General features: G+C 43.8%; 26 protein-coding genes and 2 pseudogenes. 9 read left to right on the top strand and 19 right to left on the bottom strand.

The window, feature by feature from the left end:
- Positions 1–15: 15 nt before the first annotated feature.
- The 5 genes from HF992_RS04830 to HF992_RS04810 form a co-directional block, all read right to left on the bottom strand.
- Complete coding sequence (locus HF992_RS04830) at positions 16–1,389, bottom strand: glycoside hydrolase family 32 protein (protein ID WP_168548930.1); 1,374 nt, start codon at positions 1,387–1,389, stop codon at positions 16–18.
- A gap of 23 nt (positions 1,390–1,412) precedes the next feature.
- Positions 1,413–3,020: an ABC transporter substrate-binding protein gene (locus HF992_RS04825; RefSeq protein WP_168548929.1), complete on the bottom strand. Its 1,608-nt coding sequence runs from the start codon at positions 3,018–3,020 to the stop codon at positions 1,413–1,415.
- Positions 3,021–3,061: 41 nt separating this feature from the next.
- Positions 3,062–3,949, bottom strand: coding sequence for a carbohydrate ABC transporter permease (locus HF992_RS04820; protein WP_168548928.1), 888 nt, complete (start codon positions 3,947–3,949; stop codon positions 3,062–3,064).
- 15 nt (positions 3,950–3,964) lie between these two features.
- Complete coding sequence (locus HF992_RS04815) at positions 3,965–4,885, bottom strand: ABC transporter permease (RefSeq protein ID WP_168548927.1); 921 nt, start codon at positions 4,883–4,885, stop codon at positions 3,965–3,967.
- Positions 4,886–5,048: 163 nt separating this feature from the next.
- Positions 5,049–6,017: a LacI family DNA-binding transcriptional regulator gene (locus HF992_RS04810; protein ID WP_168548926.1), complete on the bottom strand. Its 969-nt coding sequence runs from the start codon at positions 6,015–6,017 to the stop codon at positions 5,049–5,051.
- 357 nt (positions 6,018–6,374) lie between these two features.
- Here HF992_RS04810 and HF992_RS04805 point away from each other — a divergent pair, with 357 nt between their 5' ends.
- Positions 6,375–7,298 carry an AEC family transporter gene (locus HF992_RS04805; protein ID WP_168548925.1) on the top strand — a complete coding sequence of 308 codons (924 nt, stop codon included), beginning with the start codon at positions 6,375–6,377 and terminating at the stop codon, positions 7,296–7,298.
- 265 nt (positions 7,299–7,563) lie between these two features.
- Here HF992_RS04805 and dtd read toward each other — a convergent pair whose 3' ends face one another.
- The 3 genes from dtd to HF992_RS04790 form a co-directional block, all read right to left on the bottom strand.
- The gene (gene dtd / locus HF992_RS04800) at positions 7,564–8,013 is read right to left on the bottom strand and encodes a D-aminoacyl-tRNA deacylase (RefSeq protein WP_168548924.1); all 450 of its coding nucleotides are present in this window, start codon (positions 8,011–8,013) and stop codon (positions 7,564–7,566) included.
- Positions 8,014–8,121: 108 nt separating this feature from the next.
- The gene (locus HF992_RS04795) at positions 8,122–10,344 is read right to left on the bottom strand and encodes a RelA/SpoT family protein (protein ID WP_168548923.1); all 2,223 of its coding nucleotides are present in this window, start codon (positions 10,342–10,344) and stop codon (positions 8,122–8,124) included.
- Between the two features lie 27 nt (positions 10,345–10,371).
- Positions 10,372–10,623 carry a hypothetical protein gene (locus HF992_RS04790; RefSeq protein ID WP_168548922.1) on the bottom strand — a complete coding sequence of 84 codons (252 nt, stop codon included), beginning with the start codon at positions 10,621–10,623 and terminating at the stop codon, positions 10,372–10,374.
- A 92-nt stretch (positions 10,624–10,715) separates the two neighbouring features.
- Between HF992_RS04790 and HF992_RS04785 the strand changes: the two genes are divergently transcribed.
- The 6 genes from HF992_RS04785 (at position 10,716) to HF992_RS04760 (ending at position 16,505) form a co-directional block, all read left to right on the top strand.
- Positions 10,716–11,918, top strand: coding sequence for an NRAMP family divalent metal transporter (locus HF992_RS04785; RefSeq protein WP_168548921.1), 1,203 nt, complete (start codon positions 10,716–10,718; stop codon positions 11,916–11,918).
- A 279-nt stretch (positions 11,919–12,197) separates the two neighbouring features.
- The gene (gene pxpB / locus HF992_RS04780) at positions 12,198–12,938 is read left to right on the top strand and encodes a 5-oxoprolinase subunit PxpB (protein WP_168548920.1); all 741 of its coding nucleotides are present in this window, start codon (positions 12,198–12,200) and stop codon (positions 12,936–12,938) included.
- Complete coding sequence (locus HF992_RS04775) at positions 12,928–13,932, top strand: 5-oxoprolinase subunit C family protein (protein ID WP_168548919.1); 1,005 nt, start codon at positions 12,928–12,930, stop codon at positions 13,930–13,932. Before pxpB ends, HF992_RS04775 begins: the two co-directional genes overlap by 11 nt.
- A gap of 9 nt (positions 13,933–13,941) precedes the next feature.
- Complete coding sequence (accB, locus tag HF992_RS04770; protein ID WP_168548918.1) at positions 13,942–14,367, top strand: acetyl-CoA carboxylase biotin carboxyl carrier protein; 426 nt, start codon at positions 13,942–13,944, stop codon at positions 14,365–14,367.
- 11 nt (positions 14,368–14,378) lie between these two features.
- A complete protein-coding gene (gene accC / locus HF992_RS04765) occupies positions 14,379–15,722 on the top strand; it encodes an acetyl-CoA carboxylase biotin carboxylase subunit (RefSeq protein ID WP_168548917.1) in 1,344 nt (447 codons plus the stop codon).
- Positions 15,723–15,731: 9 nt separating this feature from the next.
- On the top strand, positions 15,732–16,505 hold the full coding sequence (locus HF992_RS04760) for a LamB/YcsF family protein (protein WP_168548916.1): 774 nt from the start codon (positions 15,732–15,734) through the stop codon (positions 16,503–16,505).
- A 329-nt stretch (positions 16,506–16,834) separates the two neighbouring features.
- Here HF992_RS04760 and HF992_RS04755 read toward each other — a convergent pair whose 3' ends face one another.
- The 8 genes and pseudogenes from HF992_RS04755 to HF992_RS04720 all read right to left on the bottom strand — a co-directional run bounded on the left by HF992_RS04755 (position 16,835) and on the right by HF992_RS04720 (position 21,795).
- Entirely contained in the window at positions 16,835–17,233 is a 399-nt protein-coding gene (locus tag HF992_RS04755) for a MurR/RpiR family transcriptional regulator (RefSeq protein WP_168548915.1), read from the bottom strand.
- An 18-nt stretch (positions 17,234–17,251) separates the two neighbouring features.
- The gene (locus HF992_RS04750) at positions 17,252–17,995 is read right to left on the bottom strand and encodes a metallophosphoesterase (protein WP_168548914.1); all 744 of its coding nucleotides are present in this window, start codon (positions 17,993–17,995) and stop codon (positions 17,252–17,254) included.
- Complete coding sequence (locus HF992_RS04745) at positions 17,996–18,748, bottom strand: 16S rRNA (uracil(1498)-N(3))-methyltransferase (protein ID WP_168548913.1); 753 nt, start codon at positions 18,746–18,748, stop codon at positions 17,996–17,998.
- Positions 18,749–19,702 (bottom strand): 50S ribosomal protein L11 methyltransferase, encoded by a 954-nt coding sequence (gene prmA, locus HF992_RS04740; RefSeq protein ID WP_168548912.1) that lies wholly within the window; start codon positions 19,700–19,702, stop codon positions 18,749–18,751.
- Between the two features lie 15 nt (positions 19,703–19,717).
- On the bottom strand, positions 19,718–20,368 hold the full coding sequence (locus tag HF992_RS04735) for a hypothetical protein (RefSeq protein WP_168548911.1): 651 nt from the start codon (positions 20,366–20,368) through the stop codon (positions 19,718–19,720).
- A complete protein-coding gene (locus tag HF992_RS04730; protein WP_168548910.1) occupies positions 20,353–20,835 on the bottom strand; it encodes a GNAT family N-acetyltransferase in 483 nt (160 codons plus the stop codon). Before HF992_RS04730 ends, HF992_RS04735 begins: the two co-directional genes overlap by 16 nt.
- A gap of 48 nt (positions 20,836–20,883) precedes the next feature.
- A pseudogene (locus HF992_RS11960) lies at positions 20,884–21,350 on the bottom strand (NUDIX hydrolase).
- Positions 21,331–21,795, bottom strand: a complete 465-nt coding sequence (locus HF992_RS04720; RefSeq protein WP_168548909.1) for a DUF3013 family protein — start codon at positions 21,793–21,795, stop codon at positions 21,331–21,333. Before HF992_RS04720 ends, HF992_RS11960 begins: the two are co-directional and overlap by 20 nt.
- 274 nt (positions 21,796–22,069) lie before the next feature.
- Here HF992_RS04720 and HF992_RS04715 point away from each other — a divergent pair, with 274 nt between their 5' ends.
- On the top strand, positions 22,070–22,849 hold the full coding sequence (locus HF992_RS04715) for a hypothetical protein (protein ID WP_168548908.1): 780 nt from the start codon (positions 22,070–22,072) through the stop codon (positions 22,847–22,849).
- A gap of 66 nt (positions 22,850–22,915) precedes the next feature.
- Positions 22,916–23,728, top strand: a complete 813-nt coding sequence (locus tag HF992_RS04710) for a GIY-YIG nuclease family protein (RefSeq protein ID WP_168548907.1) — start codon at positions 22,916–22,918, stop codon at positions 23,726–23,728.
- Between the two features lie 118 nt (positions 23,729–23,846).
- On the opposite strand, the gene srtB is transcribed toward HF992_RS04710, so the two are convergent.
- The 3 genes and pseudogenes from srtB to HF992_RS11955 form a co-directional block, all read right to left on the bottom strand.
- On the bottom strand, positions 23,847–24,641 hold the full coding sequence (gene srtB, locus HF992_RS04705; protein ID WP_168548906.1) for a class B sortase, LPKTxAVK-specific: 795 nt from the start codon (positions 24,639–24,641) through the stop codon (positions 23,847–23,849).
- A gap of 71 nt (positions 24,642–24,712) precedes the next feature.
- The gene (locus tag HF992_RS04700) at positions 24,713–25,195 is read right to left on the bottom strand and encodes an LPKTxAVK-anchored surface protein (protein WP_168548905.1); all 483 of its coding nucleotides are present in this window, start codon (positions 25,193–25,195) and stop codon (positions 24,713–24,715) included.
- 168 nt (positions 25,196–25,363) lie between these two features.
- Positions 25,364–25,656 (bottom strand): annotated as a pseudogene (locus HF992_RS11955) (IS30 family transposase); the annotation flags it as partial.
- Between the last annotated feature and the right edge of the window lie 200 nt (positions 25,657–25,856).

The raw sequence follows: 25,856 nt of genomic DNA, 5'->3' as shown, positions 1-25,856 counted from the left end.
GAAGAGAGGATCCTACTAGCAACGGGAAGAAGGCAGGACTTGTAGCTCTGCATCACCTTCGATATAAAAGGTTGATGATAGACTTTCTTGGCCATTATTTACAAATAGCTCTAGGCTATTTGTATCTAGCACAATGGTTAATGTTTTTGTAGCAAGTCTAACAGAGCGTCTAGTAGTATCCCATTCCTCCTCACCAACTTGAGTAAGCTTCAGATGTTGACGATCTATATAAACTTCTTGTTTTTCTCGGTCAACCCCAAAGAGAAGGTAATCATCGCTTGTTCCTAATTTAAATTGGATTGAATCTACTACTTCAATACTTGTTTGTCCAATAATATCTCTTGCATTTTGCAGGTTTAAAAGAGGCAAGTTATCTATCACAGTTTGTGGCAAAGATTGGGAGATGTTTGTGCCTTCCCGAGTTAGTATGCGCGCAAGCGTCATCTGACCATACCATTTATGCCCTTTTTCGTGGGGAATAATCGTTCTTCCCCATGTATGCATCCAAGCCACCATCACTCGTTCACCATTAGGCCCTTGAGTCGTTTGAGCTGCATAAAAATCATGACCATGATCAATTTCGTCAAAACTCTCAGTAACAAAAGTCTTTGTATCCCAGTCAACAGAACCTTTTACAATGACATTGGAATTAAGGTTTACAAACTCTAACTCATTTCGCTGATATCTCATTGGTGACATGATAAGATAGGACTGGCCATCTATTTCAAAATAGTCTGGGCATTCCCAAACAGGTCCTTGGTGAGGCTCCCCTTTTAAGAAGATTGATTCAAAACGCCATGTTAGTAAGTCTTCCGATCCTAGGAGAACAATACAACCAACATTATCACGGTGTTTGGTCGCAACCACAGCGTAATAGCGACCGTTGTGTTCAAAGACCTTAGGATCACGAAAATCATTCGCAATGATCTCATCTGGTAGAGTATCTGCTGTTGCAATCGGATTCTTGGCATACTTTTCAAAGCTCACACCATCTGTTGAATAAGCCATGTTTTGCACCTGAGTCACAACTCCGTCATCTCCCACAATATGCCCTGTGTACATGAGCCATAGTTTGTCGTCTTTAACAATTGCAGAGCCAGAAAAACAACCGTCTTTATCATAAGGCTGATCTGGGGCTAAGGCAACTGGGAGATACTCCCAGTTGACCAGATCCTTACTTTTAGCATGTCCCCAATGCATCGGTCCCCAAACACTATCATATGGGTTATATTGGTAAAACAGATGGTATTCTCCCTTAAAGTAGATAAAACCATTTGGGTCGTTCATCCAACCCACCTCTGGAGTCAGATGGTACCGAGGTTTAAAATCCTCTATAACAGCCGATTTCTGCTTTGCTATATACTCAGCTGCTCTTTTTATTGCTACCAATAGTAGTCCCTCCTTCATCAAGCTTATTGAGCATTCTTATATTGATCGAAATATTTTTGCTTGATAGCCAACCAATCTGACAAGCCATATTTATCAAGCTCTGCTAAATAGCTATCCCACTCTTTTTCAATGCCACCATTGACAATCCATTCCGCACGTTTGCGGTAAATATAGTCATTCATATCAGCTTCTACTTGAGCAATGCGGTCCAAATCTTCTTTTTCCATAAAGACACGAGGATAGATATACTCATTCGTCACGTAGTCTAAATAAGTTGCGTGCATGAGATCTAAACGCCATTTGGCATCATCTGGCATTGTCGTTACTGTGCCATAGTAGTCATCCAAGATTGCAAGTGGCCCACCGACCTCTGTTTTCTGGCGGAGTTCACCAGGTGCTGTACCATTAAGCGGTAGGTGTTTCAAACTGTTTGACGCCTTGTCAAACTCAAAGATATTTTGTTGCTCCTTATCACCATAAGTTCCCCAGTTGTTTTGCACAGACTGAATCGGTACATATTGCGCATCAATCCACTTCGCTGTTAATTCCAAGTTTTTATTAGCAGAGGTGATGACCATACGATCGCGCTGGAAGCCCATGCCATTTGTACGTGTGATATGTCGTTTCCCATTTGGTCCAGCCAATACTGGTAAAATGTCATACGTATCATTCATACCTGTGATATTAGCCTTATCCCAAGTGAAGTAAACACCGTACAGATTTTCACTGCCTTTTGCCAAGTACGTGTTCCAATCGTGTTCAAAAGCTTCTGGATCAATCAAGCCTTTTTCTTGTAACTGACGCATAAACTGCACACCAGCCTTATATTCCTCATTATCTGCTGTGAAATCTACTACGCCATCATTGCCAACAACCAAATGGTCGTCGTTATCTCCGATGCCAAATGCTCCAAAAAGTATCTTGAAGTCTTCACCACCATTTCCATTGACAAAGGACATTGGAATTTCATCTGCTTTGCCATTCCCATTTGGATCTTTTGTCTTGAACGCCTCCAAAACTGTCATTAATTCATCTGTCGTCTGTGGCATTTCCAGTCCTAATTTATCCAACCACTCCACATTAATCCAAGCGATATCACTAACTGTATGAATGGACTTCTTATCCTCTCCCAACTCTTCAATCCAAGGGAACGAATAGATGTGACCATCTGGAGCTGTAATCATAGAGCGGTACTCTGGATGCTCATCTAGGATTTTCTTAAGATTCGGCATATGTTCATCGATCAAATCCTCAACAGGAATAATAACTCCTTGTTTAGCCCAATTCATCAACTCAACATCAGATGCTCCATCATTGTGGATGGCATCTGGCAAATCACCTGAAGCGATATCTAGATTTCTCTTCTCTCCAAAGTCTGATTGGTAGTTGGTCCATTCAATATGTACGCCTGTTTCTTCTTCCAAACGTTGAAAAATTAACTTGTCATTTGGATCTTTTGGTGCTAATGGAGAGCTTGCTGTCATAAATTTCAAGGTCTTTGTTTCCTTGAGTGGGAATGCTACATCTTTTAGTTCATAATCTGGACTAGATGCTGTATTTTTACTGCCACAAGCCGCCAATAGGGCTGCGCTTGCTAAAAGTACAACGGTTGTGGTTAATTTGCGTTTCATTTGAAACCTCCAATTTTTAGTTTATACAAATTAGTTAATGATTATCCCTTCAGGGAACCAGCCATAATTCCTTTGTCAAAGTACTTTTGGAAGAATGGATACATGACAATCAGCGGTAAGCTAGAGATGACAATAGTGGCATATTTTATCATTTCCGCCAATCGCTTGAGCTCATTCATTGCAGCTTGTGCACCAATCATATCCTTTGCTGGCTCACTTTGAATAAGGATTTTTCTAAGGACCAGTTGCAATGGTTCTAGATTTGGGTCTTTAATATAAATCATAGCATCAAAGTAAGAATTCCATTGCCCAACAAAAGCATATAAGAAAAGAACAAACATAATCGGTTTAGCGAGTGGAAGCATAATTTTCCAAAAGACCTGCCAGTCGCTAGCACCATCTATTGTTGCAGCTTCAACCAACTCCTCAGGCAAGCCTTGAAAATAGGTTCTAGCCAAAATGATATTCCAAACATTGACAGCACCAGGTAATAGGATCGCCCAGACAGTATTGAGCATCCCTAGGTCCTTGATCAAGAGGTAGGTTGGCACTAAACCTCCTCCAAAAAACATGGTGATAATCAAAAATATATTGATCCACTTCTTTCCAACTAAATTTGGTTTGGACAATGGATAAGCTGTCAGCACAGTGACCGCAACCGTCAAAAAGGCAAAGGAAAAAGAGTAGAAGAAGGAGTTTAAGAAACCTCGTAAAATAGAATCATCTGAAAAGACTCGCTGGTAACCTTCAATCGTCCAATCTTTGGGATTAAAACTAATGCCTTGACTGACTAAAATCTGTGGATCCATAAAGGAAGCTACTAAAATATAGACCAAAGGAAGTAACGTAATTAGCACGAAAAAAGCTAATAAAATCTTGTTTAGGACGAGCATCCGCTTGTCAAACTTTGTATAAATCTGTGTATTCATAGCAACTATAACCTCCTATAATCCTTGACCATCATTGAGGCGCTCTACTATTTTATTGACCGAGATCAATAAGATAACATTAATCAATGCATTAAATAGTCCTACAGCTGTCGAATACGAATAATCTCCTGAAACGAGACCAACCTTATAAACATAGGTTGAAATAATCTCTGAACTGGTTAGATTTAGAGATGTCTGCATCAAGAATGCTTTCTCATATCCAACATTCATAATGCCTCCGGCAGCAAGGACAAACTGAATAATCATAATCGGTTTTAATGCTGGGAGATCAATATGCCAAATTCGTTGAAAAATGTTAGCACCATCTAATTTAGCTGCTTCAATTAAGGATGGATCCACATTCACCAAAGTTGCCGTGTAAAGGGTAGAGGCCCAACCCATGCCTTGCCAAATCCCACTAAAAATATAGAGTGGCCTGAAAAAATCAGGATCCGTTAAGAAATTAGCTTGAATTCCAAAGAGACCTAACAAGCTATTAATGGGACCTCCCACTGAAAAGAATAGGAAGACCATCCCTACAATAACAACTACTGAAATAAAATTAGGAGCATAAAGAATCAATTGAATACGCTTCTTAGCCTTGTCACTTAAGAGTTGATTTAGCATGATTGCCAAGACAATTGGTGGAAAAAAGCCCAGAAGCAATCCATAGATACTCAGTTTTAGAGTATTTCCAAGCAATACCCCAAAATTTGGAGACGAGATAAATTTTGTGAATTGCTCAAATCCTATCCACTCACTTCCCCAAACCCCTTGCAAAGGATTGTAATTCTTGAAAGCGATGAGTACCCCATACATGGGGACATACTTAAAAATAAAGGTCAAGATTAAACCAGGTAATAACATTAGCAATAAAATTCGCTGACGCTTAACACGTTGCCACAAACCTGAGCCTTTTGCGTGTTCTTTATCCATAAGTCTCTCCTTTTTGGAAACGTTTCAATTATTGGGTAAAACAACGAGGCCTTAGCCTCTTTGTTAAACGCTTTTTTGGAAACGTTTCAATTATAGTATCATTGTAACCGTTTTTTTGTTGTTGTCAAGTACTTTTTAGCAAAATTTTTAGACCCTTTCTCCGTCACTTTGTTGTTCCTCCCTCATGAAAGGAAACAGGTAACACAACCCTCGTCTCATGTGGTTTATCCTCAATAATACTCAACAGAAGCTCAACCGCCCTCTGAGCCATCTGTTCAAGTGGCTGAACAATCGTTGACACATAACACTCTTGATCTGCAGCTGCTCTTAAGCCATCAAAACCAATCAATTGAAGATCTTTTGGAACAGATCGTCCTAATCGATTAGCCACTTTCATCACTGTCATAGCCATAAAATCATTGACTGTAAAAATGCCATCAACCAACGGATAGGCCCCTAAAAATTGCTCAACCTGTACTTCCAAATCGTGAATAGGTTCTGGCATATCTAACGTTTCAAACGGTACCCCTGCTTCCTCTAATCTATCATAAAACCCTTGCTTTCGATAACTTGTCTCATTCTCAAATTGGTTAATCCCTCCTATGTAAGCGAGATAGGTTGCACCTTTTTGAATAAGGACCTCTGCTGCCAAACGTCCTCCCTGATAATTATCTGCTGTCACATAGGGAATTGTCTCAGAGAAATGTCTATCAATGCTGACAAAAGGAAGGTTAGATGAGATGTGTGTATCAATATCAGAATAGGTAATGCCGATAATACCGTCCACCTTATTTTTGCCCAACATTTCTATGTATTCACTCTCTTTTTGCCCATCTAATTCTGCATTACAAATAAAGAGCTTATAATTGAGTTGACTTAAACGCTTCTCTACATGGTAAGCAAATTCGCTAAAAAATGGGTGCCAGATTGTAGGAATAATCAAGGCGATAATATTACTTTTATTGGTCTTTAACCCTCTGGCATATTCATCTGGTTGGTAATTTAAAATAGCAATAGCTTCTTGAACTTTTTGCATAGTAGAATCTTTAACCTTGACACCATTGATAACTCTTGATACGGTACCAACTCCTACCCCAGCTAGTTCCGCTACTTCTTTCATTGTCGCTTTCATCTTCTCTCTCCTTCTACTCTTCTATCTCCCATTTCCTATCCCAATCTCTATATCAAAAACAGTTGTATGTTTTTCACAGCCATGTCACTTTGCTAGTTGCCTGTATTCATTGTTTTAATCTATATGGATTTCCTGATATTTTAGCGTCGAAGCTGTTTTTCTTAATCAAATCATCCCTATCCTCTACTTTCTATCGTTACCCCATTATAAAACATCTCTCGCCATTTGCAAACTAAGAAGATGCTCTATCACTCCAAAATACACCACCTCAATTCAGCACTCAGCTAACAAAGGAGCTCTGCTATTTTCAAAACGCTTGTGTTATAATAGAACACATATCAACAAAGAGGTGCTATTATGCTGATTGCTTCCATGGTTTTTCAAAAACTGATTGTACTCTTTTGCCTCATGGCCATGGGCTATTACTTGGCCAAAAAAGAGATACTGACTCCCAAGGTCACGCGCCAACTGTCCAAATTACTGACTACCTATGTCGCTCCCAGTCTTTTCATCTCTTCCTTCCTCAAGGCTGATTACAGCCTGAGGAGTCTGCAATTTCTACTCCTAACTATCGGCATGGCTTTCGGTATCCTAGGCAGTCGAATCCTTGTGGTGAGGTACTTGATGCCTAGAAAGAGAGCGATTGACACTTACGCTGTTCTCTTTGCCAATGTGGGTTTCTTGGGCACTCCTTTAGCTTTTGCCGTAGGAGGGCAAGAAGCTGTGTTTTACATCTCGGGTTTTGTCGTTGCTAACCAAATCCTGCAATGGACCTACGGCATCTACCTCCTGACAGGCGACAGAAAACGCATTGCCTTAAAAAATGCCCTAATCAACCCAGCCTCCATCTCAACTGCGATCGGCCTAATCCTCTTTATGTTTCCCTATGACCTGCCTACTGTCGCTTCAGAGGCCATCGCTAGTTTTGCCTTGCTCAATACCCCCTTATCTACCTTGGTCTTAGGAACCTATTTTTATAAAGCCTCATGGACTGATGTGTTCTGCTACCTTCCTGCCTACTGGACCGCCTTTTTACGCCTGATCATAACCTCAGCTCTCTCTATTTTACTGATTTATTGCCTCCCTATCGGAACGCCTAGCCTTAAGCTAGCCCTAACCATTGCTTCCTGTTCCCCAAGTGCTATGAATACAGCCCTTTTCAGCCAAGTCTACGGCAACGATTATGGTTACGGGTCTCGTTTAGTCCTCCTAACAACCATCCTCTCCCTGCTCAGCCTGCCTCTGATGATGGGAATTGCCAGCCAACTCTATCTCCATTGATAATCACCTCAAATAGTGGTTACTCTGTTTGATTTTGAATGAGTAAACTAGCTAAAAATAGCTCTACTGTCCAAGAAATTTTAGAACCTGTAGACCTTTCAAAATTCGCATTAACCTTAAAAGCCTTAGAATCCCTTCCGTAAAGATTTTGGTTCTAAGGCTTTTTTAATAAGATTGTCGTTGGCTAGCAAACCAAGCAATTGACTTTTCTGGATGACATCTTCTCTCTAGAAACACCAGCAAAATTGTTGGCCAAGACAGAAATCTAAGACAAAGCCTGCTTGGTATCCAGGACAATCGTCACCGGACCATCATTGACTAGGCTGACCTGCATATCAGCTGCAAAGATGCCCTCCTCTACAGGAACAAACGAGCGGAGAGCCTGATTCAATTGCTCATAGAGTTCCTTGGCCTTATCCGCTTTTGCTCCGCCATTAAAAGCCGGCCGGTTCCCTTTTTTAGTATCTGCAAAGAGGGTAAATTGAGAAACCGACAGAATCCTCCCTGCAATATCCTGAATAGACCAATTCATCTTGCCAGCCTCATCTGAAAAGATCCGCATATTGACAATCTTTCTGACTGCATAATCCAGATCCTTCTGAGAATCATCCGGCCCTACACCAACTAATAACAACAACCCTTGATGAATCTGACCGACTACTTTTTGGTCAACAGTGACCGACGCTTCCTGCACGCGCTGTATGATAATTTTCATTTCATTCATTCCTACTTCAATGGACCAAGAAACCAAAGTCCTTCTTCTGAAGCCACCATCTCTCTGACAGTTATTTCAAAAGGGCTGTGCTGATAACTATTTTTCACATCAACCATTGGTTCGCTTGACCGAATAAACTTCTGGTACCGACTTAATCTTGTCGACAATTGTTGTCAGGCTAGACAAGTTCGAGATAAAGAAACTGATATGGATATTGGCAAACTTCATGTCCTTGGTCGGCTGGGCATTGACGCTAGAAATATTGTGATTGGAATTGGTCAAGACCTTGAGCACATCGTTGAGAAGTCCTGAACGATTAAGGCCGTAGATATCAACCTCAGCCAAGTATTCCTTGTTGGAATTAGACTCTTCCCACTCCACGTCAATCAAGCGTTGCTCATAATTTTCCTGACTCTTGAGATTCATGCAGTCCGTCCGATGGATAGCCACTCCGCGCCCCTTGGTGATATAGCCAACAATCTCATCACCTGGCACAGGGCTACAGCACTTAGCAATCCGCATCATGAGGCCTGATGCCCCTTGAATAATAACACCGCCCTCATGTTTGACTTTGAGGTTGTCTTTGTGCTTATGCTCCTGCTTGACTTCGCCACCCTTGACCAATTCATCAGCAACAGCCTTGGCCTTGGCACGCTCAGCTTCACGGCGCTCTTTTTCCGTTAAACGGTTAAAGACTGAAATAGCTGAAATCTCTCCAAATCCAATAGCTGCAAAGATCGCTTCTTCCGTCTTGTAGCCTGTCTTTTGAAGAGCTTCTTCCATGTGTTTGCGATCCAGGTATTTATTAGCGACGTAGCCATTTTCCTGAAGAACTTCTTGGAGCATTTCCCGACCTTTGACGATTGATAGCTCCTTGTCCTGATTTTTGAAAAATTGACGAATTTTGTTTCTGGCCTTGTGGGTTTTAACGATAGTAATCCAGTCACGGCTCGGCCCAAAGGAATTACTGGACGTGATGATTTCTACCTGATCCCCTGTTTTTAGCTTAGTCGTGAGGGGCACCATGCGACCATTGACCTTGGCTCCTGTCGCTTTCTCACCGACATTAGTATGAATATCATAGGCAAAATCAATAGGGCCAGAGTCTTTAGGTAGCTCACGCACATCCCCATTCGGCGTAAAGACATAGATCCGCTCGGTAAAAATGTCCTCCTTGACCGAGGAGACAAAGCCTTGAGCATCATCACTATCGGCCTGCAATTCTAGCATATTCGCGATCCAAGACATGCCAAGAGCTGTCTCTTTTTGTTCTACTTTACCAGTTATCCCCTTTTTATAGGCCCAGTGAGCAGCTACCCCATACTCAGCCACCTCATGCATTTCCTGGGTCCTAATCTGAAACTCAATCGGTCCTTTAGGCCCATAAACCGTCGTGTGGATGGACTGATAGCCATTGGCCTTAGGATTAGCGATATAATCCTTGAACCTCCCAGGCATAGGACGCCATAATTCATGGATATAACCTAGCATGGCATAGACATCGCTCGGTGTATTCATGATACAGCGAATAGCGATCAAATCGTAAAGCTCATCGAATCGCTTGTGCTTATCGTGCATCTTGCGGTATATAGAATAAATGTGCTTGGGTCGACCATTGATCTGTCCTTTAAGATGACGTTCTTCTGTGTAGGTCGAAATTTTTTCAACCACCCCATCAACCAAAGCCTCGCGCTCCCTACGCTTTTCCTTCATCAGACGTGAAATCCGGTAAAACTCATCCTCATTGAGGTATCGGAAACTCATGTCTTCCAATTCCCACTTGACAGACGAAATCCCCAACCGATGAGCAAGCGGTGCATAGATTTCCATTGTTTCACGTGAAATCCGCTCCTGCTTATCCTTTCGCAAATGCTTGATGGTCCGCATATTGTGGAGCCTATCCGCCAACTTAACCAAAATAACTCGCATGTCCTGAGACATAGCAATCAGCATTTTGCGATGATTCTCCGCCAACTGTTCTTCGTGACTCTTATACTCCACCTTACCGAGCTTGGTCACGCCATCCACGATTAGACGAACATCGCTTCCGAAGTCTCGTTCCAAATCATCCAAAGTGACTTCTGTGTCCTCAACCACATCATGCAAAAAGCCACAGGCCACCGTCACTGCATCTAGATGAAGACCAGCCAGTATCCCTGCCACCTGAATCGGGTGGATAATATAGGGTTCACCAGATTTTCTAAACTGTCCCTCGTGACTAGCAACAGCATAATCCAAGGCCCTGCTTACAAACGTCACATCCTCTTTAGTCAAATACTGGGCAACTAGGGCAACAACCTCTTCCCCAGTCAAATTTATCTCTTTCGGCATCTCTGCTATCTCCTTGAAATCTTGTTCCTATTTTACCATTTTTTTGGAGAAAAGCGCAAAGCTACTCCTCATTTCTCCTGTTTTCCACAGTTTTTCACCGTTTTGTGGAAAATACCCTTTGTCTGTGGAAAACTCCTCATCCAAAAAGCTACCTTTGCCCGCATTTTCATGTCTTCTACAAGTTTTTCCACAAACTGTTAATAACCTGTTGATAATCTGACCTTTCTTTTTAAAAACGAGGGTAACCTCCTCTCTCGAAAATGACATCCAATAGCTCATGTTATATTTTCTTACATGATTTTTAAAAAAACTTGCTTTTTAAAAAAGATTAGAGTATAATCAAATCATTCTAAATTTTCTGGAGGTCTTCTATGGATAAAAAGAAATCGAATCGTGGCGCTCTGCTAGGGGCTGCTTTCATCATGGCAACATCTGCTATCGGGCCTGGCTTCCTAACCCAAACTGCAAAATTCACCAATGACTTTGGAGCTAGTTTTGGTTTTGTCATATTATCTTCCATTGTCCTAGCTCTGATCGTCCAGCTCAATGTTTGGCGTGTCCTAACCGTCAGCAACTTCCGTGGACAAGATGTCGGCAACAAGTTGCTTCCTGGCCTTGGCTATTTTCTAGCCTTTCTCATTGTTCTTGGAGGGTTGGTCTTCAATATCGGAAACGTTGGTGGTGGCGCTCTAGGCTTTAACACCCTCTTAGGGATTCCTACAACCATCGGTTGTTTCCTAGCGGGGGGCCTGGCTATCCTCATCTTTCTCTTTAAAGATGCTATGGCAGCCATGGACAAGTTTACCAAGATTTTGGGGGCTCTCATGATTGCCGTCATCTTTATCGTTATCCTTATGGTTCAACCGCCCGTTGGGATGGCACTGAAAGAGACCATTGCTCCGTCATCAGGGATCACGTCTCTCTTTAGCCCAATTCTGACCCTGCTCGGCGGAACAGTTGGTGGCTACATTACTTATGCAGGAGCCCACCGTCTCATTGATGCTGGCTACACTGGTCTAGATAATCTCAATCACGTCAAACGCTCTGCTGTCATGGGCATCTCTATTGCAACCATCGTCCGTGTCTTTCTCTTTCTTGCTATCTTGGGAGTCGTGGTCAAGGGTGTAACTCTGGATCCATCTAACCCTGCTGCTGATGCTTTCAAGCAAGGCGCTGGTGAACTTGGCTACCGCTTCTTCGGCCTTGTCCTACTCTCAGCTGCAGTTACCTCTATCGTTGGTGCTGCTTACACTTCTGTGTCCTTCCTCAAAACCTTGCATCCTCTGATCCAAAAAAACGATAAACTGGTGACCATCTGCTTCATCATCTTATCTACCCTTGTGATGGCACTGATTGGTCAACCGGCTAATCTGTTAGTCATTGCTGGAGCTCTCAATGGTTTGATTCTCCCAATTACCCTAGGGGTTTGTTTGATTGCCAGCCAAAAAACCAGTATAATGGGAGAGACCTACCGCCATCCTAAATGGCTACTCGTTACAGGAATCATAGTGGTTATCATCACTGCTTACCTAGGAATGACATCGCTCTCCAATCTAGGGCAGTTATTCGCTTAAGAATAACGCGCTCCTATGGCAAGGTGATAAACTTCTATTGCCCACATCTATCAACTAGCTCTTTAGGATTCACTAAATCCTTCGCTGATTAATACAGATTTTTAACACTCACCCTAGGCAGGGTCAAACTGCGAGACCTGTGGTTTGTCTCTGCTTTTTCCCTTGAAAATAGCGGAGCAAAGAACCATTTCAAGCCCGACCCGACTTGGTCTAGTGGCTGACAGTTCGCTAACTCTGCCTGATTTTCACAGAACAAACACATTCCCCAGGAGTTTTTACATGGACTACACCATCCGAACAGCTGGTGATTCAGCTCTTCTTATCGCATTTGAACAGGCGATCAAGCCTGAAATTAATCAACGCATCAAGGGGCTCCTACAACTCATGAAGGAGCAACCCATTGAAGGGGTATTAGACATCATCCCGGCATTCGCCTCCTTGCTTTTAACCTATGATCCCCGCATTATTTCCTATAGTAGCCTCAGCAAACGCCTGTCCAAACTGCTCAAGCTTAACATCAAGACCAAGGACGGTCAACACCGTATTCTCGAGATCCCCGTCTGCTATGACGGTGACTACGGACCCGACCTAGACTTTGTTGCGCAGTACGCTGGGCTCTCCAAAGAAGAAGTCATCCATCGCCACAGCAGCCGCGATTACTTGATTTACATGCTAGGCTTTCTTCCAGGGTTTACCTATCTTGGTGGTCTCGATGAGGCTATCCATACGCCACGCTTAGACAACCCTCGCCTCTCTATTGAAGCCGGGAGTGTCGGCATCGGGGGCAATCAGACTGGCATTTACCCGATCAGTTCACCCGGTGGTTGGCAGCTGATTGGCCGTACGCCTGTCAAGACCTATGACCCTAGTCGCAAAACACCGATTCTCTTTGAAGCGGGAGACTACATCCGCTTCAAGCCTATTAGCCAAGAAGCATTTGACACGATTGAAAAAGCGGTCGCAGAAGGCTCTTATGCCATCACTATTCTCACCGAAGAGGAGGTACGCCATGGGCATTAGAATTCTCAAACCCGGTCTGATGACCACTGTCCAAGACCTGGGCCGAAACGGTTATCAGAGCCAAGGTTTTGGCGTGTCCGGAGTAATGGATGTCCGCAGTTTTCGGATTGCCAACCTCTTAATTGATAATCCTGAAAACGAAGCGGTCCTTGAATTTGCCCTTGTGGGACCTACGCTTGAATTCACCCAGGATACTATTATCGCTATTACAGGGGGAGATTTCCAGCCAACCATTAACGGGCAAGCTGCTCCTATGTATACCGCTATCTATATGCACAAGGGAGACGTCCTTGCTTTCGGCGGTGCCCGAACCGGCTCTAGAGGTTATATCAGCTTCTCCAGTTATTTGCAAATTCCAGTTATCATGGGCAGTCGCTCAACCAATGTCAAAGTAGGTATCGGAGGCTTCAAAGGACGAAAACTGCAAGCTGATGACTTTATCGGCTTTCGGATCAATCGTCTCTACCTGCCTTACTTTCTTTCACGGACCTTAGACATTGATGAATTTAACCAAGAAGAAGAAACGTTACGCGTTGTACTAGGGCCTCAAGACCATCATTTTACAAAGCAAGGTCTCCACACCTTCCTCAACGAGACTTATACGGTAACAGGTGATTTTGACCGTATGGGCTGCCGCTTAGAAGGACCTTATATCGCTCACAAAGGAAAAGCTGACATCATCTCAGATGGAACAGCCTTTGGTTCTATTCAGGTCCCTGCTCATGGCAAACCGATTATTCTCTTGGCCGATCGCCAAACCACTGGTGGCTATGCTAAAATCGCAACGGTCGCTTCTGTCGATCTTCCTAAATTGGTCCAACGCAAAACGGATCACCATATCCGATTTAAAGCCATCAGTGTTGAAGAAGCCCAACACCTCATTGCTCAAGAAATGAAAGAATACAAACGCATGCGTCAAACTATCCACCAACCTTGCCGAGAAGTTTTAGACAGACGCCAGGTTGCTAAACGTTTGGCCACCCTATTCCAATAGGAGGAACTCATGAATTTAGAAAACATTAAAGAATTGGTTGCTATCTTTGAAAATTCTAGTCTCAGTGAATTGACACTAGAAGAAGGTGATCGTAAGATTTCCCTTGGACGCAAACTGACTACGGATCCTATCGTAACAGCGGCTCCCATGGCGACGAGTCATAATTCTTTACCGGCTGAAGACGATGACAATGACGAAGATTTCGTTACATCGCCAATCGTTGGAACGTTCTACTCAGCAGCAGGACCTGATATTCCAGCCTTTGCCCGTGTCGGCGATAAACTTAAGGCTGGTCAAACCATCTGTATCGTTGAAGCTATGAAACTGATGAATGAACTGACCGTGGACTTCGATTGTGAAGTTGAGGCTATCCTAGTCAGCAACGAACAAAAAGTCGAATACGGTCAGCCTCTCTTTAGAATCAAGAAACTCTAGGCGGTGGCCCTATGATTAAAAAAGTACTGATTGCCAACCGCGGAGAAATTGCGGTCCGTATCATTCGTGCCTGTCGCAATATGGGCATCAAGTCTGTTGCTATCTATTCCAAAGAAGACAGCAAGAGCCTTCATGTCAAACTGGCGGACCAGCGGGTCTGTATCGGAGAAGGACCCGCACGTAATTCCTATCTCAATGAAGAAAGAATCATCTCAGCAGCCCTTAACGTGAATGCTGACGCTATTCATCCAGGATTCGGTTTTCTTTCTGAAAATGCAGATTTTGCCCGCCTTTGTATTGAACACAATCTTATCTTTATCGGACCCCAACCTGAAGTCATTGAACAGATGGGCAACAAATCCCAAGCTCGAAAAACCATGACGGCTGCCCAGGTCCCCGTTGTCCCAGGTAGTCCCAGCCACCTCAATGATGTTTCAGAGGCTAAAAAGCTCATTGATCAGATTGGTTTTCCTATTATGATTAAGGCCTCTTCAGGCGGCGGTGGCAAGGGCATGCGAGTCTCTCGCTCTGCCTTAGACTTTGAAGACCAATTCACGATCGCTCAGAGTGAATCAATTAATGCCTTTGCAGACGATTCCATGTATCTGGAAAAATATGTCGAAGAGCCCAAACACATCGAAATCCAAATCATGGCTGACCATTTTGGCAATGTCGTTGCGCTAGGTGAACGTGACTGTTCCGTCCAGCGTAACCACCAGAAATTAATCGAAGAATCGCCATCGCCTTCCATCGATGAAGCTACCCGTCAGGCGCTCAACCAAGCGGCTATCAAGGCTGCAAAAGCTGTCAACTACACCAATGCAGGTACGGTTGAATTCATCATGGACAAACATCAAAATTTTTACTTCATGGAAATGAACACCCGCATCCAAGTAGAACACGGTGTAACTGAAATGGTCACAGGCACCGATCTAATTATTGAGCAAATTCGTGTCGCTAGTGACTTACCCTTGTCCTTCAAGCAAGAAGATATCGCTATTCGTGGCCATGCCATCGAATGTCGTATCAACGCTGAGATTCCAGCCAAGAATTTTATGCCAAATCCTGGCCCTATCAATCATCTCCACCTACCAGCAGGCAATGGTGTGCGCGTCGACACGGGCCTCTACACAGGCTATCACATTCCATCTGAGTATGACTCTATGATTGCCAAAGTCATCGTTCACGCGCCAGACCGCCTAGCTGCTATCCAAAAGATGAAAACAGCCCTCAATGAGATGGTTGTACTTGGTGTTGAGACCAACTTGGATTTCCAATTCCAGATCATGCACCACCCTCAATTTATTGAAGGTGATATTGATACCAGCTTTATTGAAAAACTGTTGAATAGATAAGGAGACCTTATGACCTATCGTGTTGATTTAAACAGTGACCTAGGCGAGAGCTTTGGTGCCTACCGCATCGGCCAAGATCAAGCGATCATTCCCCTCATCACCTCCGCCAATGTTGCTTGCGGTTACCATGCTGGCGACCCTTTGGTTATGGAAAAAACTTGTCAACTGGTTACAAAAGCTGGTATCGCTATGGGCGCCCATCCAGGATTTCCAGATCTTATCGGCTTTGGTCGACGTAATCTACAAGTTAGCCCCAGCGAAGTTGCTGCCTATGTCACCTACCAGCTTGGAGCTCTTGAAGCCTTCACCAGACATCACGGCATCAAGCTCCAGCATGTCAAGCCCCACGGAGCTCTCTACAACATGGCTACTAAGGACAAAGACCTAGCGACAGCTATCGCCGAATCTGTCGCTCGTTTTGATGACAAGCTCCTCCTGCTCTGTCCTGGTGCCAGCGAGATGGCCTTGGCCGGACAGGCTGCTGGTCTTCGTATCGCCAAAGAAGTCTTTGCTGACCGTGCCTATGAAAAGGACGGCTCTCTTGTTGCACGTACTAAGGAAGGCGCCATGATTACGGACGAAACCCTTGCGATCAATCGTCTCATCCAGATGATTACCAAGGGTACCGTAACATCGATAGACGGCAAGGAAATCCCTATCCAGGCTGATTCCATCTGCGTCCACGGTGACGGTCCTAAGGCTCTCGCCTTTGTTCAAAAAATCAGAACCAGCCTTACAGATCTGGACATCCAACTAGCACCCCTCACTGAGATTGTTTCGTAAATAGGTATCAATTCGATAGTTTAAAAAACTTAGAAACAGGTCTCAAAAATGGCCATTCTAAGTTTTTTCACATTCTACCGTGGACCAATTGGACTAAGTCGTTTAAAAATAATAGAGAGGTTGGGATAATTGTCCCAACCTCTCTATTTTAGTTGTAAAGAGATGCCCCTCAAAGAAGAGAAATCTAGAATCAATAAGCAACTCAATTATCTAATGCGCTCAATTCATTAATGTTTATAGCTCCAAAATCGATCAAGACATTAACCAACTGATCGGGTCAGAATGGGAAAAGAGCCATTGACAAGCTAACTAAAACAAGCATATCATCATTAACTGTCCAACTTTTGCTCGTTCCCCGTACCGTAGAGGTAGAGGACATCCGTCTCCTGAAGGAGCTTGACAATCCGACTCAAATCCAATGTCTCAAAAATCTGATCAATGTAGGTATGATAAGCTTGAGCGATAGCTGCAAAGGTTGATTTTTGCAGAGCCTGCTCGGCTTTTTGTTGGGAATTAAGAGCCAGAAGACGGAGCTCCGTGAAACTATCTAACGCCAATTTTTTCAAGAGACGAAAAATACTACTGCGAGATACAAAACAAGCATCAGCCAGTTCTTGACTGGTCAACTTCGTCAAGGAACTCTCATAACTTTGCAAATAGGCAATAATTGCCCGCTCCTGTGGCGAAAGTTGCTTATAATGCTGATTAATCACCTCTAGAAAATCCATCCGCTTCTCCTTTTCCCTCTAACCATCTATGATAGTTTGATCTGAGAGAGTCTCACCTACACTATGAACCTTTACCACTCCAGTCTCATCTAAGGCCACACCATGCAAATAACCGCCATACACCGCTCCACCATCAATGCCAATCTTGCCATCTTCTGTGGTCCAGATTTGGTCGGGGTAGTCCTGACAATCAAAGAGGTATTTGGTCGGTGTATGCCCAAAGACAATCCGCTTCCCTGTCTGGTTTTGCCCCTCATGAAAAGGTTGGCGCAGCCACACCTTGTCATAGTCGGCTGTCTCACGCACATCAGGCAAGCTCAAATCCAACCCTGCATGCACAAAGAGATACTCCTGCGTCTCATACAGATAGGGAAACTCTCGAATCTGGTCCACCATCTCAGCATACTGCCCTACGATCGCTACCGCATCCGACACAGGGTCCACCTGCGCATCCAGCGGTCGTCCCAAGAGCGAATTGATGGTTGTATCTCCGCCATTGCGCTGGTAGTGGTCATACCGCTCTGTCGGGTCATCTAGGTAACGTAGAAACATCCACTCATGATTGCCCATGAGACAAACTGCTCCCTCCTCACGCACCAACCGACAAACCAACTCCAGACAGGACTTGCTGTCTTCTCCTCGGTCGATGAGGTCTCCTATAAAGACCAGCTGCTGGGTCGTTTTGTCCCATTTTTGCAACAAGTCTTGCACTAAACGATATTTTCCATGTACGTCGCCAATGGCGAACAGTTGGTTTGACATCTAATTTCCTTTCAACTCCACGGCATAACTCACTGCTGACAAGGCATAGAGCGGGGCGGTTTCGGCTCGGAGGATACGAGGACCAAGACCAACCGTTTTTGCACCTAGAGCGGTCAGCTGGTCGATTTCGGCTGAGGAAATCCCACCCTCTGGGCCGAAAACAAAGAGAAGGTTGTCGCCTGTTTGCATCTTGCTTAGGGCTTGGACAAGCTGACTGGTCTCGCCCTGCTTGGCGGCTTCTTCGTAGGCGATGAGAACGTGGTCAAAATTTGTTAGTTGCTGGAGAAAGGCGGTCTTGGTTTCAAAGAGTTGGACTGCTGGGATACGGTTGCGTTTAGACTGCTCAGCAGCTCCGAGGGCAATCTTTTCCAGCTTTTCAGCTTTTTTGGTGAGTTTTTTGCTGTCCCATTTGACGACAGACCAGTCGGCAGGAAAGGCTTGAAGCTGGCTAGCGCCTAGCTCGGTGACTTTCTGAGCCAGAAACTCCAACTTATCTCCCTTGGGAAAGCCAACCGCAATGGTGACAGAGACTGGAAGTTCGACCATATCTGCCAAGTCTTCGATCAGCTCAAAGGTCTGATCCTCTTTGCTGATGACCTTGGCACGGCGCTTGATAGCATCGTCAAAAACCAGCACCACCTCATCGTCTGGCTGCAAGCGCATGACGGAAAACATGTGCTTGGCGGTCTCCTTATCCGTGATGGTCACCAGCCCTTCTTGCGGCGCTCTGCCATGTACAAAATACTGCTGCATTTAGCCTCCAATCACGCCCGACATATCGTCGGTTTTCTTAAAGACTACACAGTTCCACTCGCCCTGAATCATGTGGGTTTCGAGGAAAAAGCCTGCGCTCTCCGCACTGTCACGCACCATTTCCCACTTGTCAGCGATGATACCGCTCATAATCAGATACCCCTCATCCTTGACCAGACGATAGGCATCGGCGGTCAGATGGATTAGGATGTCCGCCAAAATATTGGCCACGATGACATCAGCCTCCTGCGTCACCCCTCGGAGCAGGTCGCCCGTGCTGACGGTAATGTTGGTTGTGGTCGCATTGAGCTGGATATTTTCCTCTGCTACGCGCACCGCCACCTCGTCCAAGTCGTAAGCAAAAATTTCCTTAGCGCCCAAGAGGGAGCTAGCGATGGAGAGAACCCCAGAGCCTGTGCCGACATCAAGAACGGTCTCACCCCCACGAAGTACCTGTGACAGGGCAAAGAGGCTCATCTTAGTAGTCGGGTGAGTCCCTGTCCCAAAGGCCATCCCAGGGTCAAGACGGATAACCTTTTCTCCAGCGGTCGGCTCATAGTCTGTCCAGCTGGGCACAATGGTCAAATCGTGGGTAATACGGGTCGGCTCGTAGTATTTTTTCCAGTTGTCCGCCCAGTCTTCCTCGGCGAGCTCGCTGCTAGCAAGCGTTGTTTCGCCGAGCTCAAGCCCAGCCGCCACCATCTCTGCTAGCCCAGCCTGGATGCTGGTCTTAATAGCAGCCAAGTCCTGCGTATCAGGATAGTAGCCTGTGATGGTCACACTGTCATCCTGTGTCACCTCTGGGATGATCTCGCCAAAGAGGTCTTCCTTGTCCAGATAGTCCCTGCTGTCTTCTATCATCACACCCTGACTGCCCAGCTCCACCAAAAGATTGCTGACAGCCTCCTGCGCCTCACGGTCTACCGTGAGCGTTACTTCGTTCCATGTGGTCATATGGTTTGTCCTTTTCTATTTTTTATCTTGTGCTAAATAATGTGCAAAATGCTCATAGCTGTCCAACTCAGATAAATAGCTTTCCCATGCACGGTAATGGTATCTAGCTTCATCAGCTATAGCCTCATCTTGTTCAAAGAAGCCTAACTTTTGACTAAGTTGCTCAAAGCAGTCAACATAGGCTAAATTCTCCTTCAAAGTCCCCTTCTCCACCAAAACACCCCAAGGCACTTCATGCAGGTCAAAAGTAATCTGTCGTTTCATCAGATGATACAGATACAGTAAAGCAGGACGATAGTCAGGTTCCTTTGCTAAAACTTGCTTAGCGATAGTATATCGGTTTAACCCTTGAAAAGCAGAAGCCCATGGTTCATTGTAGGCACAAACTGTCCCATCACCAAGTAACCATTTGATGGCTGTCAAATGACCTGTATTGATATCTGCTAAAAAAACCGGGGACAGCTTTTCAAAGAATGTCGCTTGTAATAATGGCTTATAGATATCTCCAAATCTGATGATTTCATCTAAAGTTGGTAAGTTCTCATATGACTTCTGTAACCACTCCTGAAACAGTTGGTGTCGCTTTTTTCTATCTAACTTGGTCAATTGTTTAGGATTTGGATAGGTGGCTAAGATAGTCTTGTAATCTGTTAAGATGTTATGCATGATATTTCCTTTATCATAGCTACCAAATCCATTCCCTCTTGCAAGTTTTCGATATGTTGCGTTTGACGATAGCCACATTTTTTATAAAGATGTACCAAGTGATTTTCTTGTAGAATAGTGCGTAAATCCCACTTATTCACCTTTGGAAAGGTGGCATCTAACAAGTTGATGGCTTGATAAGCATAGCCTTTTTGTTGCTCTTCGGGTAAAACTGCTACAATCCCTAGCCACCCTTCCGTCTCCTCCATATTCATCTGCACACGCAAGAAACCAACAATCTTATCATTTGCTTCCATAAGATAATAGTGGCTAGTCGGACGAGAAAATTTTTCCTCAATTGCCTCCCGACTTTCTAAGTAGGGATTATCTTTGTCTCTGTACTTCGCATATAATCCTTCAAAACTGGCTCGTTGAATAGCTTCAATACAATCCAAATCTGAAAATACCGCTTGTTTTAAACGGATCATGCTCAAATCCTCACTTTCGTATATTAAACATTAAACTCGTGCTTGAAGTTATTGGCTATTTTCAATATGATTATCTAAGTAATCTCTAAATCGATCCTGAAATAGCTGAATAACGGTTTTGTCTATTAAAAACTGGTTGATCGGTATGAATTGGTAGCCTTCCCCTTCATCGCCAAGCACGATTTGGTCAACTTGCTTTTTAAGAAGATGTTCGACCACAAAAATACTTGTCTTACTAGGATTTAGTATACCTGGATAGCATTTACTCCAGATGATTTGCTCAGCCGTAATGAATATGCCTAGTTCTTCATAGAGTTCACGTGATACGCAATCAAAAGGGGTTCATCTCCCTCACGTCCACCTCCAGGAATTTCCCACATATTTGGAAAAGGAATCTCCAGCTTGTTATCTCTTAAAATAGTCAATAGGTGATTGTCATAAATCAAGGCTATTTTACAGCCTGAAAACTCAAACTGTTGGTGCAACAAATTCATCTCAATACCTCGGATACCCATACCACTCTGTTTCCTTCAATTCAGCTCTGCCTTGTTCAAAGGCTTCTGTATTCCACACCATGGCAAATTCATCGGCGGTGTCATCGGCAAGGAAGTCCAATAAGTCGTCCATGCCTTGGTCGGCAGTGGCTTGCAGGAACTGGGCAAAGTAGCTCAAAAACTGTCGTGACAAGCCTTTTTTCGGGTCAAAAGGCAGAGCGACCAAATAGTCTTCTGGGTCAAAGCTAGATTTGTCTGGGTGATAGAAGAGGATAAACTCTTCCAGAACCACTCCCTCATCATCTGCTCCGCTATCTTCCAAAGAGACGCCCTCGGGCAGTCCCGCTTCAAGGACAAAGCTGACCTCGACCGCATGGTTTTTCTTGTCCCAGTCGATGGCAAAGTCGTAAGAAAAGTGCTCATCCAACTCTTCCTCTAAAACGCTTAAAAATCCGTATTTGCTCATGATGGTGCTCCTTTTTCGGTTAAAATTGGGGTAAAATTGTTCTTGTACTGGTAATTAAGCTAGCACATTCGTCTTTCAGCTGACAGATGGAGGGCATTGACCGCAATGATACAACCGCGTAGCGAATAAGGCCTACCTACTCCTCCTATCCTCTCTATTATACCATTTATTGAGCTCTCTAGCACCCGCTAATTGTTCAGCAATACAGCAAAAAGATAGCGCTTGCAAAAAAACTTGGGTATGCTATAATGAATAGTGAAAGGAGGTGCACAGGATGAAAAAATACCGTTTTATCATTGGTCTACTACTCGTTCTTGCCCTGTCTGGGCTTGCACTTTTTGGGGGACGTCACTGGCAACAGCAGCGCTTCAACAAGGAGTTTAACGAGCTAAACATGGCAATTATCACAGATATTCCGACCATCAGCGCCATTGGTCAGCAGGCAACACAGACTTTTGAGAGTGAGCTTATCTTTTTCAGTCAGTCTGATGAGACAAGCAGCATTCGCCAGCAGGTCGATTCCTATATCGACAACATAAAACCACAAAAGCAATCTCTGATAAACCAAGAATGGCTGGTCATCTACCCTCAAACAAGCAAGTCAAAGCTGGAAAACATCCTTGCCTATGATTTGATTCAACGTACCTATCGCACCAAAGGACTAGACGTTCAGCTTTCAGACGAACAAACCGTCACGCAGTTCTACGCTAAATCAGATGGATCACCCTTTACCCTCAACGACCTCATCAAGGACAAAGCTGGGTTCAGACAGCAGTTAGACAACCTGCTCTACAAATCCGAAGAACCACAAGCCAAAGCCGCACGTACGGATTTATTGACCCAGTTTGAGACAGACGATTGGTCAGCCATTTCTTTTACAGTTGAGGGACATGATCTCCTACTTGACAAAGCCATCTTATCTCTATCGCCCTTCTTACAATATCTTAATACCAGCTATTTCTCAGGGCAAGAGCTGCAACAACTGCAGGAGTTAGAAACCTCACGACAGCTGATGGAAGACGCAGAAGACACCGTGACCATTCAGTACAACTAAACGATTAAACGCACTGCTTCTGGCAGTGCTTTTTTTGCATAATAAGGGGAAGACAAGGAGAAAGCTATGGTACACCACACGATCATCGCTGCAGACAACGGTCGGGACAATATCACCGTCTATACCAAAGAGCCTAGCGTCGTAACTGTAGCACATCGCTCAGACCTCAACGCCCTCAAACAAATACCCGAAGCACAAAAAGCTGGTATTTACATCCTCATTAGCGAAAATAAACGCTACATTGGACAAGCAGCTACATCCGTATATACTCGTCTCCATCAACATGATAAGGAAAAAAATTGGTGGAGCCAAGTCATCTTTTTTGGGCGAGAAGATGGGCATTTGGACAAGTCGCAGCTGGATTACCTGGAAGCCCTCCTTATCAAAGAGTTTCGAGAAGCAGGATTTGAGCTAGAAAATGCCACACAAGGAAATTCTTCTTGGATTGATAAAATCAGCAAGATTCATGCCGATAACATCTGGCATATTAGCCAAAATGTCTTGGAAGAGGTCGCCAATATCCCACTCTTTGAACTCTCTGCAAATGAATCGGAAAAAGAGTACCATCCCCACCACCAAGGCTACACCATCGCCTTAGCTGATGGTACTATCATTTCGGGGAAAAATCCAACAGCCTGCTATGTCAATTTTTTCAAGCACCTCATCACATCCCCAGTCTACTCTGAAAAAGTTTTAGAACTAGTCATCAAAGGCGAGCCGAATGGACGATTTTTACTCGGAACTGTCGAACGATTCGATAAATCAGGTATGAGGCTGACCTCTCCAGTCACTCCCCACCTTCATGTCTACAACAACCTATCAACAGCTAATAAAAAACGTGTCCTCCTTCGTTTCGCCAACCAAATGGTCTTTCTTTGACCATCGACTGGGATTAGAAAGGACTTCCCATGCCCCACAATCTCGCTATCTACCTCAGCTCACAAAAAAAGATTGGAAAAACTAGACAGCGTCTGTTCTCCAATCTTATCAGCAATGTTTAGCGAGTTGGTACGTAGGCCAACTTATCCTTGTTTTTCGCTAAGAAATCGTTCATCTCTGAGTCAGGAATCTGGCGCAAATATAGGTTTGAACGAATCGTCTCATCATACTCACGACAGGTTGACAAGACCAGATACTTGTCCTCTGGACTGATTTTGATATTAGGATTCTTAGTATGCGCCATTTCGCTGACTTCTGTCAGCTGTGTGGCAAAATCTTCCTTACTATCAAATTCTGTTCGGTAAAATGCCGTTGTCTCCGGAACAATGATCAAGAAAGCTGCTTCGTAGTAATAATTGCGCTCAGGGGTTTGGATAACCACATAAGGATGCTCATCAAAATAAGACTGCTCATCGTAATAGTTAACATCATTAAACATCCGATGATCTGCTACCTTCATTCCACGAGCATGGCCAAACAACCAGGTCAAGCTATCACTAAAATCACTAGCATTGTCCATATCCATAAAGACTGTACCAAGATATGGCTGAACACCGCCTTCGAAAGTCTTTTCAAGGTAGGTAGCATTATCCGTTGTTTGGACAACTGGCTCATCTAACTGAGTCCCCGGAGCATAGACATAAGCGATTGTATCAGAGTTAATAGCCTTTAATGCGTCAAATTGAGCTGTTAAAGCGGACTTTTCCTCTTCGCTTACAGTATACTTAGATTCAATTTTGAGAGGTGTAGTCGTAGATTTAACTGTTTTTTCTTCTTTTTTCTGACAACCAGCCAAGAAAAGTGAGAAGATGGTTAAGACCGCAAATAGACGTCCCCATAATTTAGATGACATGAAACATAAATCCTTTCATTCCAGAAATAGAAAAAGTTGCCCGCAGGCAACCTTTTCAGTTTGCAACTAAATTATTTAACTGCGCTTGTTTTTGGAAGAGCTTTTGAACCAGTCTTAGTAGCTGCTGCTTTAACAGCTTTAGCTGCTGGCTTAGCTTCTTCTTTCTTCTCTTCAGCTTTTGGCGCTTCTTCAACAGCTGGAGCAGCAGGATCTTTAGCAGCATCAGCTTTACCAGTACCTTCAGCGCGAACAAGGTATTCGTCTTCAGTAATTACACGGTAATCACCAGATTTTACATCACCAACGATATAAGTTTTTGTTCCAACTTTAACATTAGTACCAATTTCATTTTTTTCAATGTCTTTAACGTAACCAGCTTCTACAACAGCTGCACCTGTATCGTAGGCAGTTTCAGCAGGTTTAGTATTATTTTCGTCTACCCATGCTGAACCAGTAGCGGGTTGAAGCTTAACTGTATCAGTTTCAGTCGCCAAAACTACTGCTGGAGAAGCAAGCAAAGCTGCAACAGCTAATGAAACGATTGATTTTTTCATTTTAAAAAATCTCCTATTATTTTTATATTTTCCCTATAGGGTTACTAGTATTATACAACACCGGTCATTTCTTGTCAATCATTTTTAAGGATTTTTTAAGAAAAATTTAAGCTTTGCACGTTGTCAAGTCAAATGCAGCAAGTTCGTGGGTAGACTAGTATTCCATCTTTAGGCTGTTTGGGTTAGCTGACACAAAAATTTTGCTGTTTTGTTATGATGCAGACGCCTAAGTCTCCCATTGATAGCTGAGTATAACGAGTAAACTCTTCGTTAGTCATTGGGTTGAGCAACTGTCTTTTTGGGAGAAACTCTGAGGAGACCATTGAAATTCTCATTTGTTCCTCTTTCATGGAAAGAATAAGGATGATCGAAAAAATATCAACGCCTTCTAAGTCGGCTAAGAGACTAAACTCAGAGCCATTATCTGATGGGATAGAGGCTCTATAAGGCTGTAGTGGGTAAATCCACCACGGAGAATATAGGGGCTTTTTATTTGAAAAAATACAGTAAAAAAGCACAAAAAGACACTCCCTATGCTATACTAAAGTTGAAAAATTTTTAAGATTTGGTGTTAGAACTGTTGCCTCAGTCCTAACGCCTTTTCTTTTTGATAGGGTTGGTGAGTAGTAAGTAGTTTGTAAATAATTCGGAGTATCTTATG

The organism is Streptococcus ovuberis (assembly GCF_012396585.1).
GTDB classification, from domain to species: Bacteria; Bacillota; Bacilli; order Lactobacillales; family Streptococcaceae; genus Streptococcus; species Streptococcus ovuberis.
Note: the sequence above shows the minus strand (reverse complement) of the source record. Positions and strands in the feature narration are given on the sequence as shown.

Coding starts and splice junctions, on each gene's coding strand:
- HF992_RS04790 (WP_168548922.1), bottom strand. CDS start 10,623: ATGAGCTATTGGATGTCATTTTCGAGAGAGGAGGTTACCCTCGTTTTT.
- prmA (WP_168548912.1), bottom strand. CDS start 19,702: ATGACCACATGGAACGAAGTAACGCTCACGGTAGACCGTGAGGCGCAG.
- HF992_RS04795 (WP_168548923.1), bottom strand. CDS start 10,344: ATGCCGAAAGAGATAAATTTGACTGGGGAAGAGGTTGTTGCCCTAGTT.
- HF992_RS04825 (WP_168548929.1), bottom strand. CDS start 3,020: ATGAAACGCAAATTAACCACAACCGTTGTACTTTTAGCAAGCGCAGCC.
- HF992_RS04755 (WP_168548915.1), bottom strand. CDS start 17,233: ATGGATTTTCTAGAGGTGATTAATCAGCATTATAAGCAACTTTCGCCA.
- HF992_RS04820 (WP_168548928.1), bottom strand. CDS start 3,949: ATGAATACACAGATTTATACAAAGTTTGACAAGCGGATGCTCGTCCTA.
- HF992_RS04815 (WP_168548927.1), bottom strand. CDS start 4,885: ATGGATAAAGAACACGCAAAAGGCTCAGGTTTGTGGCAACGTGTTAAG.
- HF992_RS04810 (WP_168548926.1), bottom strand. CDS start 6,017: ATGAAAGCGACAATGAAAGAAGTAGCGGAACTAGCTGGGGTAGGAGTT.
- HF992_RS04745 (WP_168548913.1), bottom strand. CDS start 18,748: ATGCAGCAGTATTTTGTACATGGCAGAGCGCCGCAAGAAGGGCTGGTG.
- pxpB (WP_168548920.1), top strand. CDS start 12,198: ATGGACTACACCATCCGAACAGCTGGTGATTCAGCTCTTCTTATCGCA.
- accC (WP_168548917.1), top strand. CDS start 14,379: ATGATTAAAAAAGTACTGATTGCCAACCGCGGAGAAATTGCGGTCCGT.
- srtB (WP_168548906.1), bottom strand. CDS start 24,641: ATGTCATCTAAATTATGGGGACGTCTATTTGCGGTCTTAACCATCTTC.
- HF992_RS04730 (WP_168548910.1), bottom strand. CDS start 20,835: ATGATCCGTTTAAAACAAGCGGTATTTTCAGATTTGGATTGTATTGAA.
- HF992_RS04710 (WP_168548907.1), top strand. CDS start 22,916: ATGGTACACCACACGATCATCGCTGCAGACAACGGTCGGGACAATATC.
- HF992_RS04720 (WP_168548909.1), bottom strand. CDS start 21,795: ATGAGCAAATACGGATTTTTAAGCGTTTTAGAGGAAGAGTTGGATGAG.
- HF992_RS04785 (WP_168548921.1), top strand. CDS start 10,716: ATGGATAAAAAGAAATCGAATCGTGGCGCTCTGCTAGGGGCTGCTTTC.
- HF992_RS04750 (WP_168548914.1), bottom strand. CDS start 17,995: ATGTCAAACCAACTGTTCGCCATTGGCGACGTACATGGAAAATATCGT.
- accB (WP_168548918.1), top strand. CDS start 13,942: ATGAATTTAGAAAACATTAAAGAATTGGTTGCTATCTTTGAAAATTCT.
- HF992_RS04775 (WP_168548919.1), top strand. CDS start 12,928: ATGGGCATTAGAATTCTCAAACCCGGTCTGATGACCACTGTCCAAGAC.
- HF992_RS04700 (WP_168548905.1), bottom strand. CDS start 25,195: ATGAAAAAATCAATCGTTTCATTAGCTGTTGCAGCTTTGCTTGCTTCT.
- HF992_RS04715 (WP_168548908.1), top strand. CDS start 22,070: ATGAAAAAATACCGTTTTATCATTGGTCTACTACTCGTTCTTGCCCTG.
- HF992_RS04760 (WP_168548916.1), top strand. CDS start 15,732: ATGACCTATCGTGTTGATTTAAACAGTGACCTAGGCGAGAGCTTTGGT.
- HF992_RS04805 (WP_168548925.1), top strand. CDS start 6,375: ATGCTGATTGCTTCCATGGTTTTTCAAAAACTGATTGTACTCTTTTGC.
- HF992_RS04735 (WP_168548911.1), bottom strand. CDS start 20,368: ATGCATAACATCTTAACAGATTACAAGACTATCTTAGCCACCTATCCA.
- dtd (WP_168548924.1), bottom strand. CDS start 8,013: ATGAAAATTATCATACAGCGCGTGCAGGAAGCGTCGGTCACTGTTGAC.